General features: G+C 42.9%; 11 protein-coding genes and 1 tRNA gene. 11 read left to right on the top strand and 1 reads right to left on the bottom strand.

The window, feature by feature from the left end; translation table 11 throughout:
- The first annotated feature begins 171 nt into the window (after nucleotides 1–171).
- The 7 genes from QT996_RS16985 (at nucleotide 172) to QT996_RS16955 (ending at nucleotide 7,355) form a co-directional block, all read left to right on the top strand.
- Nucleotides 172–1,107 carry a circadian clock protein KaiA gene (locus QT996_RS16985; RefSeq protein ID WP_333047876.1) on the top strand — a complete coding sequence of 312 codons (936 nt, stop codon included), beginning with the start codon at nucleotides 172–174 and terminating at the stop codon, nucleotides 1,105–1,107.
- A 192-nt stretch (nucleotides 1,108–1,299) separates the two neighbouring features.
- Nucleotides 1,300–1,614, top strand: a complete 315-nt coding sequence (gene kaiB, locus QT996_RS16980) for a circadian clock protein KaiB (RefSeq protein WP_006632119.1) — start codon at nucleotides 1,300–1,302, stop codon at nucleotides 1,612–1,614.
- A 315-nt stretch (nucleotides 1,615–1,929) separates the two neighbouring features.
- Nucleotides 1,930–3,492, top strand: a complete 1,563-nt coding sequence (gene kaiC / locus QT996_RS16975) for a circadian clock protein KaiC (RefSeq protein ID WP_333047875.1) — start codon at nucleotides 1,930–1,932, stop codon at nucleotides 3,490–3,492.
- A 468-nt stretch (nucleotides 3,493–3,960) separates the two neighbouring features.
- Entirely contained in the window at nucleotides 3,961–4,614 is a 654-nt protein-coding gene (locus QT996_RS16970) for an EAL domain-containing protein (protein ID WP_333047874.1), read from the top strand.
- Between the two features lie 119 nt (nucleotides 4,615–4,733).
- Nucleotides 4,734–4,874 (top strand): hypothetical protein, encoded by a 141-nt coding sequence (locus QT996_RS16965; RefSeq protein ID WP_333047873.1) that lies wholly within the window; start codon nucleotides 4,734–4,736, stop codon nucleotides 4,872–4,874.
- A gap of 46 nt (nucleotides 4,875–4,920) precedes the next feature.
- Entirely contained in the window at nucleotides 4,921–5,736 is an 816-nt protein-coding gene (locus QT996_RS16960) for an alpha/beta hydrolase (protein WP_333047872.1), read from the top strand.
- A 14-nt stretch (nucleotides 5,737–5,750) separates the two neighbouring features.
- Nucleotides 5,751–7,355 carry a diguanylate cyclase domain-containing protein gene (locus QT996_RS16955; RefSeq protein WP_333047871.1) on the top strand — a complete coding sequence of 535 codons (1,605 nt, stop codon included), beginning with the start codon at nucleotides 5,751–5,753 and terminating at the stop codon, nucleotides 7,353–7,355.
- A gap of 72 nt (nucleotides 7,356–7,427) precedes the next feature.
- On the opposite strand, the gene QT996_RS16950 is transcribed toward QT996_RS16955, so the two are convergent.
- Nucleotides 7,428–7,500: transfer RNA gene (locus QT996_RS16950), tRNA-Arg, on the bottom strand.
- Between the two features lie 367 nt (nucleotides 7,501–7,867).
- Here QT996_RS16950 and QT996_RS16945 point away from each other — a divergent pair.
- From QT996_RS16945 to QT996_RS16930, 4 genes are all read left to right on the top strand, one after another.
- Complete coding sequence (locus QT996_RS16945) at nucleotides 7,868–10,735, top strand: ATP-binding protein (protein ID WP_333047870.1); 2,868 nt, start codon at nucleotides 7,868–7,870, stop codon at nucleotides 10,733–10,735.
- A complete protein-coding gene (locus QT996_RS16940) occupies nucleotides 10,728–12,164 on the top strand; it encodes a response regulator (RefSeq protein WP_333047869.1) in 1,437 nt (478 codons plus the stop codon). The genes QT996_RS16945 and QT996_RS16940 overlap by 8 nt, the downstream gene beginning before the upstream one ends.
- 126 nt (nucleotides 12,165–12,290) lie before the next feature.
- Nucleotides 12,291–12,686, top strand: coding sequence for a response regulator (locus QT996_RS16935; protein WP_333047868.1), 396 nt, complete (start codon nucleotides 12,291–12,293; stop codon nucleotides 12,684–12,686).
- Nucleotides 12,683–15,289 (top strand): PAS domain S-box protein, encoded by a 2,607-nt coding sequence (locus tag QT996_RS16930; RefSeq protein WP_333047867.1) that lies wholly within the window; start codon nucleotides 12,683–12,685, stop codon nucleotides 15,287–15,289. The genes QT996_RS16935 and QT996_RS16930 overlap by 4 nt, the downstream gene beginning before the upstream one ends.
- Nucleotides 15,290–15,293 lie beyond the last annotated feature (4 nt).

Here is a 15,293-nt window from a genome sequence, read left to right as displayed (position 1 = left end):
AAAAGTACATTTTCATTCTTCAGGTGCTAGAAGCTCATCACTTATTTTGCGGTTAAGATTGTTTAAAATAAATATTGAGATGATTGTTAAAATGTTAAGTTTTTTATAAAGGAGATATCAACTCTGAGCGATCCAGCACTTTCGGGCAACTTAGGTGGTGCACCTACAGCTTTGCTTTCCCAACTGTCTATCGGTATTTTTGTCCGCTCCGAGGAAATCGTAGCCTCTGCGATCGAGCTTTTGAGGGGCGAACGCTATGCTTTAACGCACATTAAGTCGGCAGTGGAGTTTTTGGGGTTCCTTAAGCACAATTATCACCTTGATTGTTTAGTTTTGGAGGTGGATGGGGATCTGCGATCGCTTCTGGCCAAGCTGCAAGAACGATCGCTCTTTTTGCCTGCTGTGATTTTTTCGCCCCAGCCCGGGGTAGATGGAAAGCCGGAAGCACCATATTCAGATGGTTTTGAGGCTGCCACCAGTACCGCCAACAGGAGTTTAGACGAAAGTTGTGCTTTTTTTTATCACCCTGCTGAGGTGCAACTGGCAATCGCTCGATCGAGCGAAATAGTTGCCGGTATCGATCAGGCGATCGCACAATTTCTGAAACTATCAACTCCGGTTCCTGTCAATTACCAATCCGCAAGGAGCGATGCGACAGCTCAATTGACTGCTCAAAGTTTGCTCAGCCGACAGCAGCGGCGGCTGGCGGAAAAATTACGGGAGCGATTAGGATACTTAGGTGTGTATTATAAAAGAAATTCCCAGATTTTTTTGAAAAATCTGTCGGGACCTGAGAAGCAAAAGTTTTTGGAGCAACTCAAGTCGAGTTATCGCGACATCGTTTTGAATTATTTTTCTCAAGATACTGCGGTCAACAATCAAATAGATGAATTTGTAAACTTAGCTTTTTTTGCTGATGTTCCCGTGACTCAAATTGTAGAAATTCACATGGAATTGATGGACGAGTTTGCTAAACAGCTAAAAATAGAAGGGCGCAGCGAGGAAATATTGCTTGATTACCGTTTGACCCTGATTGACGCGATCGCTCATATGTGCGAGATGTATCGGCGATCGATTCCGAAAGAGGCATCTCAGGTTATAAGGTAGAAGGCAAGGGGCAAAATTCAAGTAAGAAGAACGTAGAAGATAGAATTTAACAAAGAAGAAAGGACAAGACAAACGGCCGCGCGATCATCGAAAGGCTGAAATTATTATAAAATAACAAAGAACAGGGGATTTAAGACAAATAAGAACTACAACTAACATCTGACAACTAATACTCACCATTTTAAAAAGTTCATGAGTCCTCTGAAGAAAACCTATGTTCTCAAGCTGTACGTTGCGGGGAATACTCCCAACTCAGTGCGAGCTTTGAAAACCCTAAAGGACATCCTCGAACAAGAATTTCAAGGAGTCTACGCACTGAAAGTCATAGATGTTCTCAAAAACCCTCAGCTAGCAGAAGAGGACAAAATATTGGCAACCCCGACGCTGGCCAAAATCCTGCCGCCGCCGGTGCGAAAAATTATTGGCGATTTGTCCGATCGTGAGAAAGTTCTGATAGGATTAGATTTGCTCTATGAAGAACTTCGCGAAGAAGACCTGAATTCATAAGATAATCAGGTGAGAGTCAGTCAATTTTAGATTTGAGACTTGGGTTTGGCGTGAAACGTTCGGCGATCGCTCAGTCGAACGATTTTAGATTTGAGATTTACTCCACAGATGAATCTGGGAGGTTGAACAAAAGTCTAAAATTTTTATCTTTCCACGACAGGAGTACGTGGCACGGTATCGGTTTTTGGGCGGGGTCATTAGTCAGCAGTCATTAGTTATTGAACAAGAGCCAATACTAAAAGCTGGGTACAAAGACTCATGACCGGCGGTTAATGAGTGACAACTAAAGAATACTGAGAGTTGACAAAAATCGACATGAATGAAATTAGTCAAACGGTTAAACGAGAAGGATTGGTAACGGCAGGAGTTGAAAAAATTCGCACGATGATTGAGGGTTTCGATGACATCAGTCACGGCGGAATGCCACTCGGCCGAACCACCCTAGTCAGCGGCACGTCAGGAACTGGAAAAACTTTATTTGCCGTACAATTTCTATATAATGGAATTACCCATTTTGACGAACCTGGAGTTTTCGTAACTTTTGAAGAATCTCCGACAGATATTATTAAAAATGCTTGCAGTTTCGGTTGGAATCTGGCACAGTTAATCGAGGAAGGCAAGCTATTTATTTTGGACGCTTCCCCCGACCCGGAAGGTCAAGATATCGTAGGAAATTTTGATTTATCAGCCTTGATAGAGCGAATTCAGTACGCCATTCGCAAATACAAAGCCAAGCGGGTTTCTATAGATTCAGTGACTGCCGTATTTCAGCAGTACGACGCTGCATCGGTGGTGCGCCGAGAAATTTTTCGCTTAGTTGCCCGCCTCAAACAAGTAGGAGCAACTACAGTTATGACTACGGAACGGGTGGAAGAATACGGCCCGGTGGCGCGGTTTGGGGTAGAAGAGTTTGTGTCGGATAATGTAGTGATTGTTCGCAACGTTTTGGAAGGGGAACGGCGCCGCCGCACAATGGAAATTTTGAAGTTGCGCGGTACAACTCACATGAAGGGCGAATATCCTTTTACTATGACTAATGACGGAATTAATATTTTCCCATTGGGGGCGATGCGATTAACTCAAAAGTCTTCAAACGTGCGGGTTTCTTCGGGCGATAAAACTCTCGACGAAATGTGCGGTGGCGGTTTCTTCAAAGACTCGATTATTTTGGCTACGGGTGCAACGGGAACCGGTAAAACCCTGTTGGTGAGCAAGTTCTTGCAGAATGCTTGTATGAACGGCAATCGGGCGCTGCTTTTTGCCTATGAAGAGTCGCGGGCTCAGTTGTTCCGCAATGCTTATTCTTGGGGCATTGATTTTGAGGAAATGGAACAGAAAGGAATGCTGAAGCTGCTGTGCACTTACCCGGAATCTGCCGGTTTGGAAGACCACTTGCAGACTATTAAATCAGAAATTGCGGAGTTCAAACCTTCTCGAATTGCTATAGACTCGCTGTCGGCCTTAGCTAGGGGTGTCAGCAATAATGCTTTCAGGCAATTTGTGATCGGAGTGACAGGTTTTGCGAAGCAGGAAGAAATAACCGGATTTTTTACGAATACAAGCGACCAGTTCATGGGTTCTAATTCGATTACGGACTCCCATATTTCTACTATTACTGACACGATTATTATGCTGCAGTATGTAGAGATTCGAGGAGAAATGTCACGGGCAATTAATGTGTTTAAGATGCGCGGTTCCTGGCACGACAAAGGAATTCGGGAATACACAATTACTGAAAGAGGCCCACAAATTAAAGATTCGTTCCGTGGTTACGAACGGATTATCAGTGGTTCTCCGACTCGGATTACGATTAATGAGAAGAGTGAGCTATCGCGGATTCTCCAGGGTGTGCAAGGTCAAGACGATGAGGATATTTGAGACTTAGCAGTGATTTGTCGTTAAAAGTAGGTTGGGTTGAGCTAGGAAACCCAACTTTTTTAATTTGAGGAGTTTGTGAATATTTATAGCAACCGCGACAAGGTTTGGGATGTTCTTAATTGCGGAAATATGAGTTTTTATTGCCTTCTGCATCAGCGCATTCTGCTATAGCAATCCCACAAAATAGGTTTTGGTAAAAATCTCTGGGTAAGCTGTTGTCCCTCTAAACTATATATTTCAATGACATCTCAAAAACTAGAAAATCCTCTCTATATCCGATTCTCGAACATAACAGAAAATCTTTCTAGCCTAGCAGCTTATTCCCGCGTCGTGCCTATCTCTACTACCCTAGATTAGCGGAACCATGGGAAACTTATCTACAAAAATATTAAAACTAATTTTATTATCAAAAATCATCATTTACCCCTCATCACCAGTATGGGAATCTCCCTAGATCCACAAGATGAAATGAATTTCGATAGCTGGCTCAAGAATGCAGATATTTCCCTATATTACGTTAAGGAATCGGGCCCAATACCTATAGTTTTGACACAGCCACAATACCTTGGGCCAAATCCAATACCCTGGCACCGCCAATCTCTTGAATTGTGCTTGGAAAGCCAATACTTGCTGTATGATAAACCTCAGCTCGATTCGCAAAAAGGTAGCCTTGCTGGTGTTAAAGTTATAGTAGGAGGGTATTCTCCTGAACTAGGTTGGATTCATCGCCATCGATGTATTCCCATTGCCGAAAAAACTGGATTGATTTGGCCATGGGGCAAATTGATTTTAGAGCAAGGTTGTGGGCAATATCAGCAGTGGCTAGCAGCAGGACTAATTCTCCCTAATATCGCGGTGAATCCGTCGGTTCGTCAACTTAGCCAATTGACTTTAATCGCTCTTAGCGATCGCATTTTTGAGCGCACCGAGATGAAGCTAAAATATCTATACCTACAGATTACGGAAACTGTCATGATGCTTAATGTTGACATTACCTACAATATTTTGAGCCAAGGCTCGAAGCGTGGTATTGGGATTTTTGTCGAGGATTTGGGCACTGGCTATGCTGCTTTTGACAACCGGAAAAATTTTCCGGTGAAGTCGCTCAAAATTAAGCGCTAATTTGTCCGCGATTTAGCCAGCGCTCCCCGGATGGCTCGCGGAATTGCCCAACCCATAGTTGTAGTCCCACATGGCTTAAATCCGATCGCAATTGCCGAAATAATTGAAACCCCAGCGCAATGGCAATAGTTACAAGCATCGGCTGTCAAATCGGGCATGGTTATATGTTTAGCCAGCCTGTCAGTGCTGAGGTTGCCACTCAATTAATCCGACATCCTGAATTGTTGTCTACCACTATTTGGGATGAGCAATCCTCATAAAAGCGCTCAAAAGTCTTATAATTAATTTAATGCTCGTGTCGCTCAAATGACTGAAAAATTTTTCTTACGGAATAATATAAAAGTGTTTGGACAAGGCACCCAGACGATGATGTTTGCTCATGGATTTGGGTGCGATCAAAATATGTGGCGTTTCGTAACACCGGCCTTTGAGAAGGACTACAAAATCATCCTATTTGATTATGTAGGTTCGGGACAGTCTGATATTAGTGCCTACAGTTATGAAAGGTACAGCGACCTCAAAGGCTATGTTCAGGATGTCCTCGATATCTGTGAAGAATTAGCGTTGACGGATGTGATTTTTGTGGGTCATTCAGTCAGCAGTATGATCGGCCTTCTGTCCTCTATTCAAGCTCCTAATTACTTTAATCGCCTGATTTTCGTAGGGCCTTCCCCCTGCTATATCAATGATTTACCAAATTATTACGGAGGGTTTGAGCGCCAAGATATTGAGGATCTCCTCGATATCATGGAGAAAAATTACATTGGTTGGGCAAGCTTTATGGCGCCAATGGTGATGCAGAATCACGAGAGTCCTGAGTTAAGTGATGAGCTTGAGGCAAGTTTTTGTTCCACTGATCCGGTGGTTGCAAGTCGCTTTGCAGAGGTGACTTTTTACTCTGACAATCGCAGTGATTTACCGAAGGCCTCCGTACCTTCACTGATATTGCAATGTAGTGATGACATAGTAGCTCCCACGGAGGTAGGGCATTATCTCCACCGCCACCTACCTAAAAGTACGCTACGGCTGATGAAAGCTACGGGACATTGCCCGCACCTGAGTCATCCACAAGAGACGATCGAGATGATTAAGGAGTATTTGAGTGCACCTCATACTACCTGATTTGTATGGCAAACATGACCTACCAGATAGACGAGCTACTCAACACGTCACCCTGTGGATTCCTCTCGTTTGCTGACGATGGTACGCTCCTCATGGCCAACGCCACATTACTGGAATTACTCGGATACGAAACCGATGAACTCCGGGAACGGAAAATGGACTTCCTTCTGCCAATGGCCAGCCGGATTTTTTTTCAAACCCATTTCTTCCCCCTGTTGAAGCTCGACGGTAAAGTAGAGGAAATTTACTTCTCATTAAGGTCGAAGCAGGGTAGTGATATACCTATGCTGATCAACGCTGTGCGTCGGAATCAGGGAGGAAGCTTCGTCAACGATTGCATCTTGCTCTGTATCCGCCAGCGTATCCTGTACGAAGGTGAAATTATTAAAGCAAAAAAAGCAGCAGAGGCAGCTATTCTCGCCCAAAAGCAAGCGGAAATAGCTCTGCGGAAACAGTACGACAAGGCGATATTACTTCAAGAAATTACTCAACACATCCGTCAATCTCTTGATTTGTCTACAATTTTTGAGATTGCTTCGCAGGAGATCCGCCTGTTTCTTGATGCCGAGCGCGTCGGCATATTTAAGTTCTATCCTGACAGTAATTTTGGATATGGCGAGTTTGTTTCAGAATCGGTAGGCGAAGGATGTAAGTTGGTAAGCAGAAATCAATTTAACGACCAGTGTGGTGAACAAGATGCTGATTCATATCAAGAAGGGAGAATGCAGGTAGTAGAAGAGATCAATAAGATTGACCTTCAACACTGTTACCGCGCTCTTTGGAAACAATTTCCGGTTCGGGCTAATTTAGTTGCCCCGTTGCTCAATGGACAAGATTTGTGGGGGTTGTTATGTATACATCAATGTTCGGCTCCTCGGCAATGGGAAGAATTTGAAGTTGACCTTGTTAAACAGATTGCTAATCAGTTAGCGATCGCCATTAAACAAGCGGATATTTTTCAGAAGTTGCAGAAGGAATTGGCAGAAAGGCAGCAGGCCCAAACCCGCATGAGAGAAATTAATCAACAACTGGCACTCTCTAATGAAGAGCTAGCCCGCGCAACTCACCTCTTAGAACAAGTGGTAAATATTGATGGGTTGACTCAAATTGCTAATCGCCGCTGTTTTAATGACCGCTTAGAGCATGAATGGCAGCGGCTATACCGGGAACAAAAACCTATTTCTCTTTTGTTGTTTGATGTGGATTATTTCAAACGTTATAATGATTGCTACGGTCATCAAATGGGGGATGATTGTCTGTTCAAACTTGCTCAGACTGTTCAAGAGGTGGTGTACCGTCCGGCGGATTTGGTGGCGCGTTACGGCGGAGAAGAATTTGCTATCATTTTGCCTAATACTGATCTTGAAGGAGCGAGTTCGGTGGCCCAACGGATTCACGCTGCTATTAAAGCTTTACATATTCCTCACAAAACCTCTGATGTGAGCGATGTAGTTACTATTAGTATGGGTATCGGTAACTTGATTCCGATTTCGGAACTATCATCGGCTGACTTGATTGCGATCGCCGATCGTTCACTCTACCGTGCCAAGGAACAGGGGCGTAATAAATCCGCGATCTGCGACTACAGTGGCGATTCGATTTTTGACACTGACGCTTAAATCAAAATAATTGAGACCGAGGATAAAAATTTGTCCCCGGTCTCTCAAAACCAGTCATTTTATAAATTTAAATGAGCACGGAGGGATTTGAACCCCCGACCCTCAGGACCGGAACCTGATGCTCTATCCACTGAGCTACGTGCCCTCGACTTTTTTGAGTATAACACGTCTTGCGGAAAATGGCGAGTGCCGATCGCAAATTTCCTGACCAGTCTCCAAACCGTATGGGTCAAGCGGGTTAAACTCGCCCGCGCGATCAAATATCAGGCTGTTCTCGAAGCCAGAGACTGCAACTTTTACCTAAATGGTAACAATAATACGACAATGGGTAAAATAATAGACTTTAATCGAACAAAGATTAGGTTCATTTTCGATCGGGTCGAGCATCTACCACACCTAAAATAGCCCGCATCAATTCTCCCTACCTAAGCGGCAGTAAATAAATGGTGCTGCTATTAAGACCGATGGTACAAATACGGTTCTAGACTAAGTTCACCAAACCTCTCAATCTTATGGTTTATAAAATTTTAGACAAATTACCGCTGCGAACTGTTCTCATAGTTCCATTTGTAGTGCAAATCGTCGGAACCGTGGGACTCGTAGGATATCTGTCTTTTAGAAACGGACAAAAAGCAGTTAATAACCTTGCCAGTCAGTTAATGAGCGAGGTTAGTTTGCGTGTCGAGCAAAACTTGCAAGTTTACCTAACAACTCCCCACCAAATCAATCAAACCAAGCTAGATGCTGTCAACCTCGGGTTGTTAAAGATGAAAAACTTATCAGCTTGGGACAAATATCTTTGGCGCCAAGTACAATTATATCCATATATCAATTTTACCTCGGTTGGCAACGATAAGGGAGATTATAGAGCTGGTGAACAACTGTCTAACGGCTCCCGAATGATTAATGTGATAGAAACATCTACTGGGTTAAATTTTTATTCTTACAATACAAACGAGCGAGGCGATCGCACTAAAGTTACCACCATTGCCAAAAACTATGATAATCGGCAACATCCTGCGTACACAAAAGCCGTAAAAGTCGGCAAGCCTACTTGGAGTTCGGTTTTTGTTTCCTTACTAGAACCGACATTACTCATCAGCGCTATCCAACCCGTATACAGCGACAAAAATCAGCTAGAAGGAGTATTATTTGCTGCTTTGCGTCTCGACCATCTTGGGAGATTTCTCAACAGTCTTAAAGTTGGCAAATCCGGTCAAACATTTATTATCGATCGCCAGGGTACTTTGTTAGCAACTTCTACCACCGAAAAACCTTTCCGCACCAAAGATCATAAAAAACAATTGTTTAAAGTGGAAGAAAGCAGCAACCCTTTCACTCGCTCTACAGCTAAATATTTAACTGCCCAGTATCACAAATTCGACCTAATTAAAAAATCGGAGTTATTGAGCTTTGAAATAAATCACAAGCGACAATTTTTAAAAGTCTTGCCGTTCCAAGACGGCAAAGGTTTAGACTGGCTGATTGTCGTAGTTGTTCCCGAAGCAGATTTCACCGCCGAAATCGATGCCAATACCCGCACAGCGGTTTTGCTTTGTTTGGCAGCTTTAGGAGTAGCTGTGGCGATCGGCATTCTGACTTCTGAGTGGGTGACAAATCCTATTTTACGCTTGAATACAGCAGCAAAAAATATTGCTAAAGGTGAATGGGATAAAACAGTAGAAAGCGAACGCTCCGACGAATTGGGGGAATTAGCCAAGTCATTTAACAGCATGGCTCAACAACTGCAACAATCTTTTGAAACTTTAGAAAACAGAGTACAAGAGCGGACGGCAGAATTGGCTGTAGCTAAAGACAAAGCGGAAGTAGCAAATCAAGCTAAAAGCACCTTTCTGGCTAACATGAGCCACGAATTGCGATCGCCTCTCAATGCAATTCTGGGCTTTTCCCAACTGATGACTCGCAGCCAAACTCTATCCCCAGAACATCAAGAAAACATTAGCATAATTAGCAGCAGCGGAGAGCACCTGCTCACCCTGATTAATAACGTCCTCGATTTATCTAAAATTGAATCCGGGCGTACCACCCTCAATCCCAAAAAATTTGATCTCTATCGCCTGCTAAACGACTTGGAAGATATGTTTCAACTCAAAGCAGATGACAAGCACTTGCAGTTAGTTTTTTACCGCAGTCACGAGGTGCCACAATATGTAGAAGGCGACGAGTTAAAGTTGCGACAAATTTTAATTAATCTGCTCAATAACTCTCTTAAATTTACCCAGGATGGGGGTGTAACCGTCAGAGTTAGCCAGCAGTCATTAGTTAGAAATCAGCAGGGAGGAGAGGGAACAAGCGATCGCTCGGAAATATCAATAAATACCGAAAAATCAGCAAGTAATGGTGTTAAAGTATCTCTAATCAGTCAGTCTAAAAAACCGATTTCTGCAACTCCAAATGACGATTTAGCTTATACCTCTTCCTTTTTCCTCCATTTTGAAGTCGAGGATACTGGACCCGGGATTGCTACCAATGAATTAGACGATCTTTTTGAACCTTTCGTGCAAACCAAGACAGGAAAAGATTCGCAAGAAGGTACCGGCTTGGGATTGCCAATTAGTCGCAAATTTGTGGAATTAATGGGCGGCGAAATGAGCGTCTGTTCGGCTCTTGGTAAGGGAACTAATTTTAAGTTTTACATTCAAGTTATTGCGGTGGATGCGGCTGATATTGAAAGCCCAGAACCGAGCCGGAATGTTATTGCCCTGGTTCCCAACCAACACACCTATCGAATTTTGATAGTAGACGATAAACCGCTCAATCGCCAACTGTTGATTAAGATCCTGTCTCCTCTAGGTTTTGAACTAAAAGAAGCTACTAACGGTCAAGAAGCTATTGAGATTTGGGAGAGTTGGGAACCGCATCTAATTTGGATGGACATGAGAATGCCTGTGATGGACGGCTACGAAGCTACACAATACATTAAAGGTACTATTAAAGGTCAAGCTACTGCCATTATTGCGCTGACTGCCAGCGTTTTGGAGGAAGAACGGGCAGTTATTTTGTCGGCGGGTTGCGATGCTTTTATGCGGAAACCTTTCCGAGAAGCCGATATTTTTGATGCTATGCACAAACATATCGGAGTGCGCTATATTTATGAAGATCCGGGTCAAACTAATTTATCGGCAATCAAAGAGGGCGATCGGGCAATGACTGCGACTGATTTCGTAAAATTGCCTGATTCACTGGTAGCTGATTTAAAGCTGGCGATAATGAATGCAGATATGGATTTAATTGATACCTTGATAGAGCAAATTCGATTAAAGGATGCAATAACGGCAGGTGCGATCGCAAATTGTATAGAAAATTTTGAGTACGACAAAGTTTTAAAGTTAATATCTCAAGCAATATCACATGAATAACGACATTCTTAGCACCGATCGCGGTAATATTTTAGTAGTGGACGACACCCCAGCTAATTTGCGGCTGCTAGCCGGAATTTTGAACAGCAAGGGCTATAAAGTGCGCCCGGTACCTAGCGGCGTGTTAGCGCTTTCGGCGGCAAAAGGTATGCCTCCCGATTTGATTTTGCTGGATATTATGATGCCCGAAATGAATGGATATGAAGTGTGCGAAAAAATCAAAGCTGATGAACGGACTTGCGACATCCCGGTGATTTTTATTAGCGCGATTAATGACGTACTTGATAAGGTCAAAGCCTTTGCTGTGGGCGGGGTAGATTATATTACCAAGCCCTTTCAGGTGGAAGAGGTTCTAGTGAGGGTAGAAACCCATTTAGCAATATGCCAGTTGCGAAAAAAACTCCAACAGAAAAACAATGAACTTACAGTTACTTTAGACCAACTGCAATCTACTCAGAATCAATTAGTGCAATCGGAAAAAATGGCGGCATTAGGGCAACTGATTGCGGGCATTGCTCACGAAATTAATACGCCGTTGGGGGCGATTCGGTCGTCTATTGGAAATATTACCAGCTTTTTGGATAACAATCTCGAAAGTTTGCCAGTTTTTTTTAAAGAACTGTCAGCCGAACGCCAGCACGATTTCTTGCGTTTGATGTACAGTTCTAGTCAACAAAATTACTCTTTATCTACTCGAGAAAAAAGGGTATTGAAAAAAGGCGTGAAGCAGGAACTAGAGTCGGAAGGCATTGAGAATTCTGACAGCCTTGCTAGCATTTTAGTCAATATCGGATTGCAAGGAAATCTGCAAGAATTCTTGTCGTTGCTCAAAGATCCTGACAGCGAAAATATTATAAAAACAGCCTACGACTTTGCTAGCATTCACAGAAGCGCCCGAACCATCGCTACCGCTACTGAACGCGCTGCAAAAGTCGTCTTTGCTTTGAAAAATTATGCGCGTTACGATGTAAATGGGGTAAAAATACAGGTAAATATTACGGATGGAATTGAAACGGTATTAACCCTTTATCAAAACCAAATCAAGCAGGGTGTGGAAATTGTCAGAAACTATCAATATCAATTGCCGGCGGTACTGTGTTATCCCGACGAACTCAATCAAGTTTGGACAAATTTAATTCACAATTCCTTACAAGCGATGGACAATCAAGGAACTTTAACAATTGACGCGGTACAACAAGATACCAACGTTTTGGTAAAAATTATTGACAGCGGTAAGGGGATTCAATCAGAGATTATTGGGAAAATTTTTGAGCCTTTTTTTACTACCAAGCCTGCGGGAGAAGGCAGCGGGTTGGGACTGGATATTGTCAAAAAAATAATTGAAAAACATCAGGGTAAAATTGATGTAGAGTCGATGCCCGGTAAAACAGCATTTACCGTGTCTTTGCCGATTAATTTAACTGAGTAGGTAAAGCGCCGGAGACTAAAGTCTGGGGCTAAAATTTGCAGTCTACCCGCGCGGAATGTAGAATTTGGAAAACGGTGTGCTTACCCATCGGACTTCACCCTGCCAAACTAAAGAAGGAAACTAGCGATGTCTAAATCAGCAATTTTGTGTGTGGACGATGAAGTAGGGGTGTTGGAAAGTCTGGAAATTGAACTGCAACAGGCTTTTAACGGTAAATATCTTTGGGAATTTGCTGAAAGTGCTGCCGAAGCCCTAGAGATTATTGAAGAGCTATGTGAAGCTGAGGTTAAGATTCTAGTGATTGTCTCGGATTGGTTGATGCCCGGAATGAAAGGAGATGAATTGTTGATTAAAATTCATCAAAAATATCCGCAAATTGTGACCGTGATGCTGACGGGACAAGCAGACAAAGAAGCCATAGAACGAACAAAAATTAAAGCAAATCTTCATGCTTTCATAGAAAAACCTTGGCAAAATCAAGAACTAATTGAAGCGATTAAGTCTGGTCTAGCAAGTTTATGAAAAAACCAGTCATTATTTGTGTCGATGATGAGCAGACTATACTCGATAGTCTAGAAATAGACCTGCTAAAAGCCTGTGAAGATAAATATTTAATTGAAACGGCCCAAAGTGGCGAAGAAGCTTTAGAGTTGCTGTCAGAACTTTTAGCAGAACAGTATGAAGTTCCTGTGGTTATTTCCGATCATATCATGCCTAATATGAAAGGAGATGAGCTATTAAGGAACGTTCATGCTATCTCGCCGAACACTCTCAAGATTATGCTGACGGGGCAGGCCGATTTGGAGGCGGTAGCCAATGCTATTAACTATGCTAAATTGTACCGATATATACCTAAACCTTGGCAATGTGATGACTTAAAATTAACGGTCACTGAGGCAATTTATAGATATTTTCAAGATAAAGAGTTAGCGAAAAAACAAATAGAACTTCAGGAAATGAATCAGGAGTTGGTCAAATTAAACCGCAAGCAGGCTATGCTGATTGCCAAACTCCATGAAAACGAAAGTCGCTTGACGCAATATCTAGAAGCTATGCCATTGGGCGTGTGTGTAATTGATGCAAACGGGCAATCTTTCTACGCCAACCAGAAAGCGCGGGATGTATTTGGCAAAGGCACTGTGCCGCATATTAATTCCGAGCAAAAACCAGCAATTTATCAATTCTATAAAGCCGGGACTAATCAGAGATGCCCCGTGGAAGAATTGCCAATTATGCGAGCGCTTCGGGGTGAAAATGTGCGGACTGAGGGTGTAGAAATTCGTACAGCTAATAAGATTATTCCTGTAGAAAGTTGGGCCACTCCAATTTATGATTCTACAGGCGACATTTCCTATGCAATTATTGCTTTTAGTGACATAACTGAACGCAAGGAAGCTGAAGCGGCGCTAATTCAAGCTGAAGAGAAGTATCGCGGGATATTTGAAAATGCTCTAGAAGGTATTTTTCAGACGACGCCGGACGGACATTTTATCAGTGCCAATCCTGCTCTGGCGGAAATTTACGGCTACGATTCCGCGTCAGAATTGATAGAAAGTATTAATAATATTCAGCAGCAATTGTACGTGGAACCGAACCGCCGTCAAGAGTTTCTGGCGCTGATGAAACAGCACGGTACTCTGTGTGAGTTTGAGTCTCAGGTTTACTGTCGAGATGGCAGTTTTATCTGGATTTCTGAGTATGCGCGCACAGTTTATGATGCTAACGGTGAAGTGCTTTACTATCAGGGTTTTGCTAAGGATATTAGTTTGCAAAGACAGGTAGAAGTGGAACGAATCAGGTTTACTAATGATTTAGAAAAAGCTTTAGCAGCCGAAGAAAAGTTAAATGAGGCACTGTCAGAAAACGAAAGCCGATTGACTCAATTCCTAGAAGCGATGCCAGTGGGAATATTTGTTGTCGATGGTAAGGGTAAACCTTTTTACATGAATTCTTGGGGCGAAAGGATACTAGCCCAAGGTTTAATTTTTGATGGGGGTACTGACCAATTTCCTGAAGCTTATCATTTTTACGACGCTGGAACTAATCAATTGTATCCGAGGGATAGCCAACCGATTGTGCGGGCGTTGCGGGGAGAATTTGTGCGTATGGACGATCTAGAAGTTCATGGGTCTGATCGGATTGTGCCGATCGAGGTTTGGGCGACTCCCATCTACGACGAACGGAAAAACATAGTTTACGCGATCGCCGCTTTTCAAGACATCACAGAACGTCAAGAGGTAGAAACCGAGCGCCGCCAATTCACAGACGAGTTACAAAAAGCTTTAGCAGCGGAAGAAAAATTAACAGATGCTTACGGGCGATTTGTGCCGCACGAATTTCTCCACTTTCTGGGATATGAAAGTATTCTGGAAGTTAAATTAGGCGATCAGGTACAGAAAGAAATGTCGGTGCTGTTTTCAGATATCCGTGATTTCACTTCTCTTTCGGAAAGGATGAATCCCGAAGAGAATTTTCAATTTCTTAATGGTTATTTGTCGCGGATGGAACCGGCAATTACTGACAATTTGGGTTTTATTGATAAATACATTGGCGATGCGATTATGGCGCTGTTTGATGGCAGTGCGGACGATGCTGTGAAAGCTGGAATTGCAATGCTAGAAGAGCTTAACGAGTATAATATTAGTCGTAATCAGGTCGATTGCCCGCCGCTGCAAATTGGGATTGGCATCAATACGGGTTCTTTGATGTTAGGCACGGTGGGTGGTCAAAGTCGGATGGACAGCACGGTGATTAGCGATGCGGTAAACTTAGCATCGCGTGTGGAAAATTTGACAAAAGAGTATGGAGTGTCGATGTTAATTACTCACAATACTTTTATACAGTTAAATGATATTTATGATTTGAGGTTGATCGATCGCGTAGCAGTTAAAGGCAAATCGCGAATGGTAACAGTTTATGAAGTATTTGCGGCCGATCCGCCAGAGTTACGACAGAAAAAGTTAGAGACAAAGACAATGTTTGAGCAAGCTTTGGTACTCTACAATAGTGACAAGTGTGGCGAAGCTATAAGATTGTTTTCGGCTTGCTTGGAAATCAACCCTAATGATAAGGTAGCTCAAATTTATATGCAGCGGTGTCTAAAAGGAGTGATCGCTCCTGCATAATACC

The organism is Microcoleus sp. S13C4, assembly GCF_036700865.1.
Taxonomy (GTDB): Bacteria; Cyanobacteriota; Cyanobacteriia; order Cyanobacteriales; family Microcoleaceae; genus Microcoleus.
Note: the sequence above shows the minus strand (reverse complement) of the source record. Positions and strands in the feature narration are given on the sequence as shown.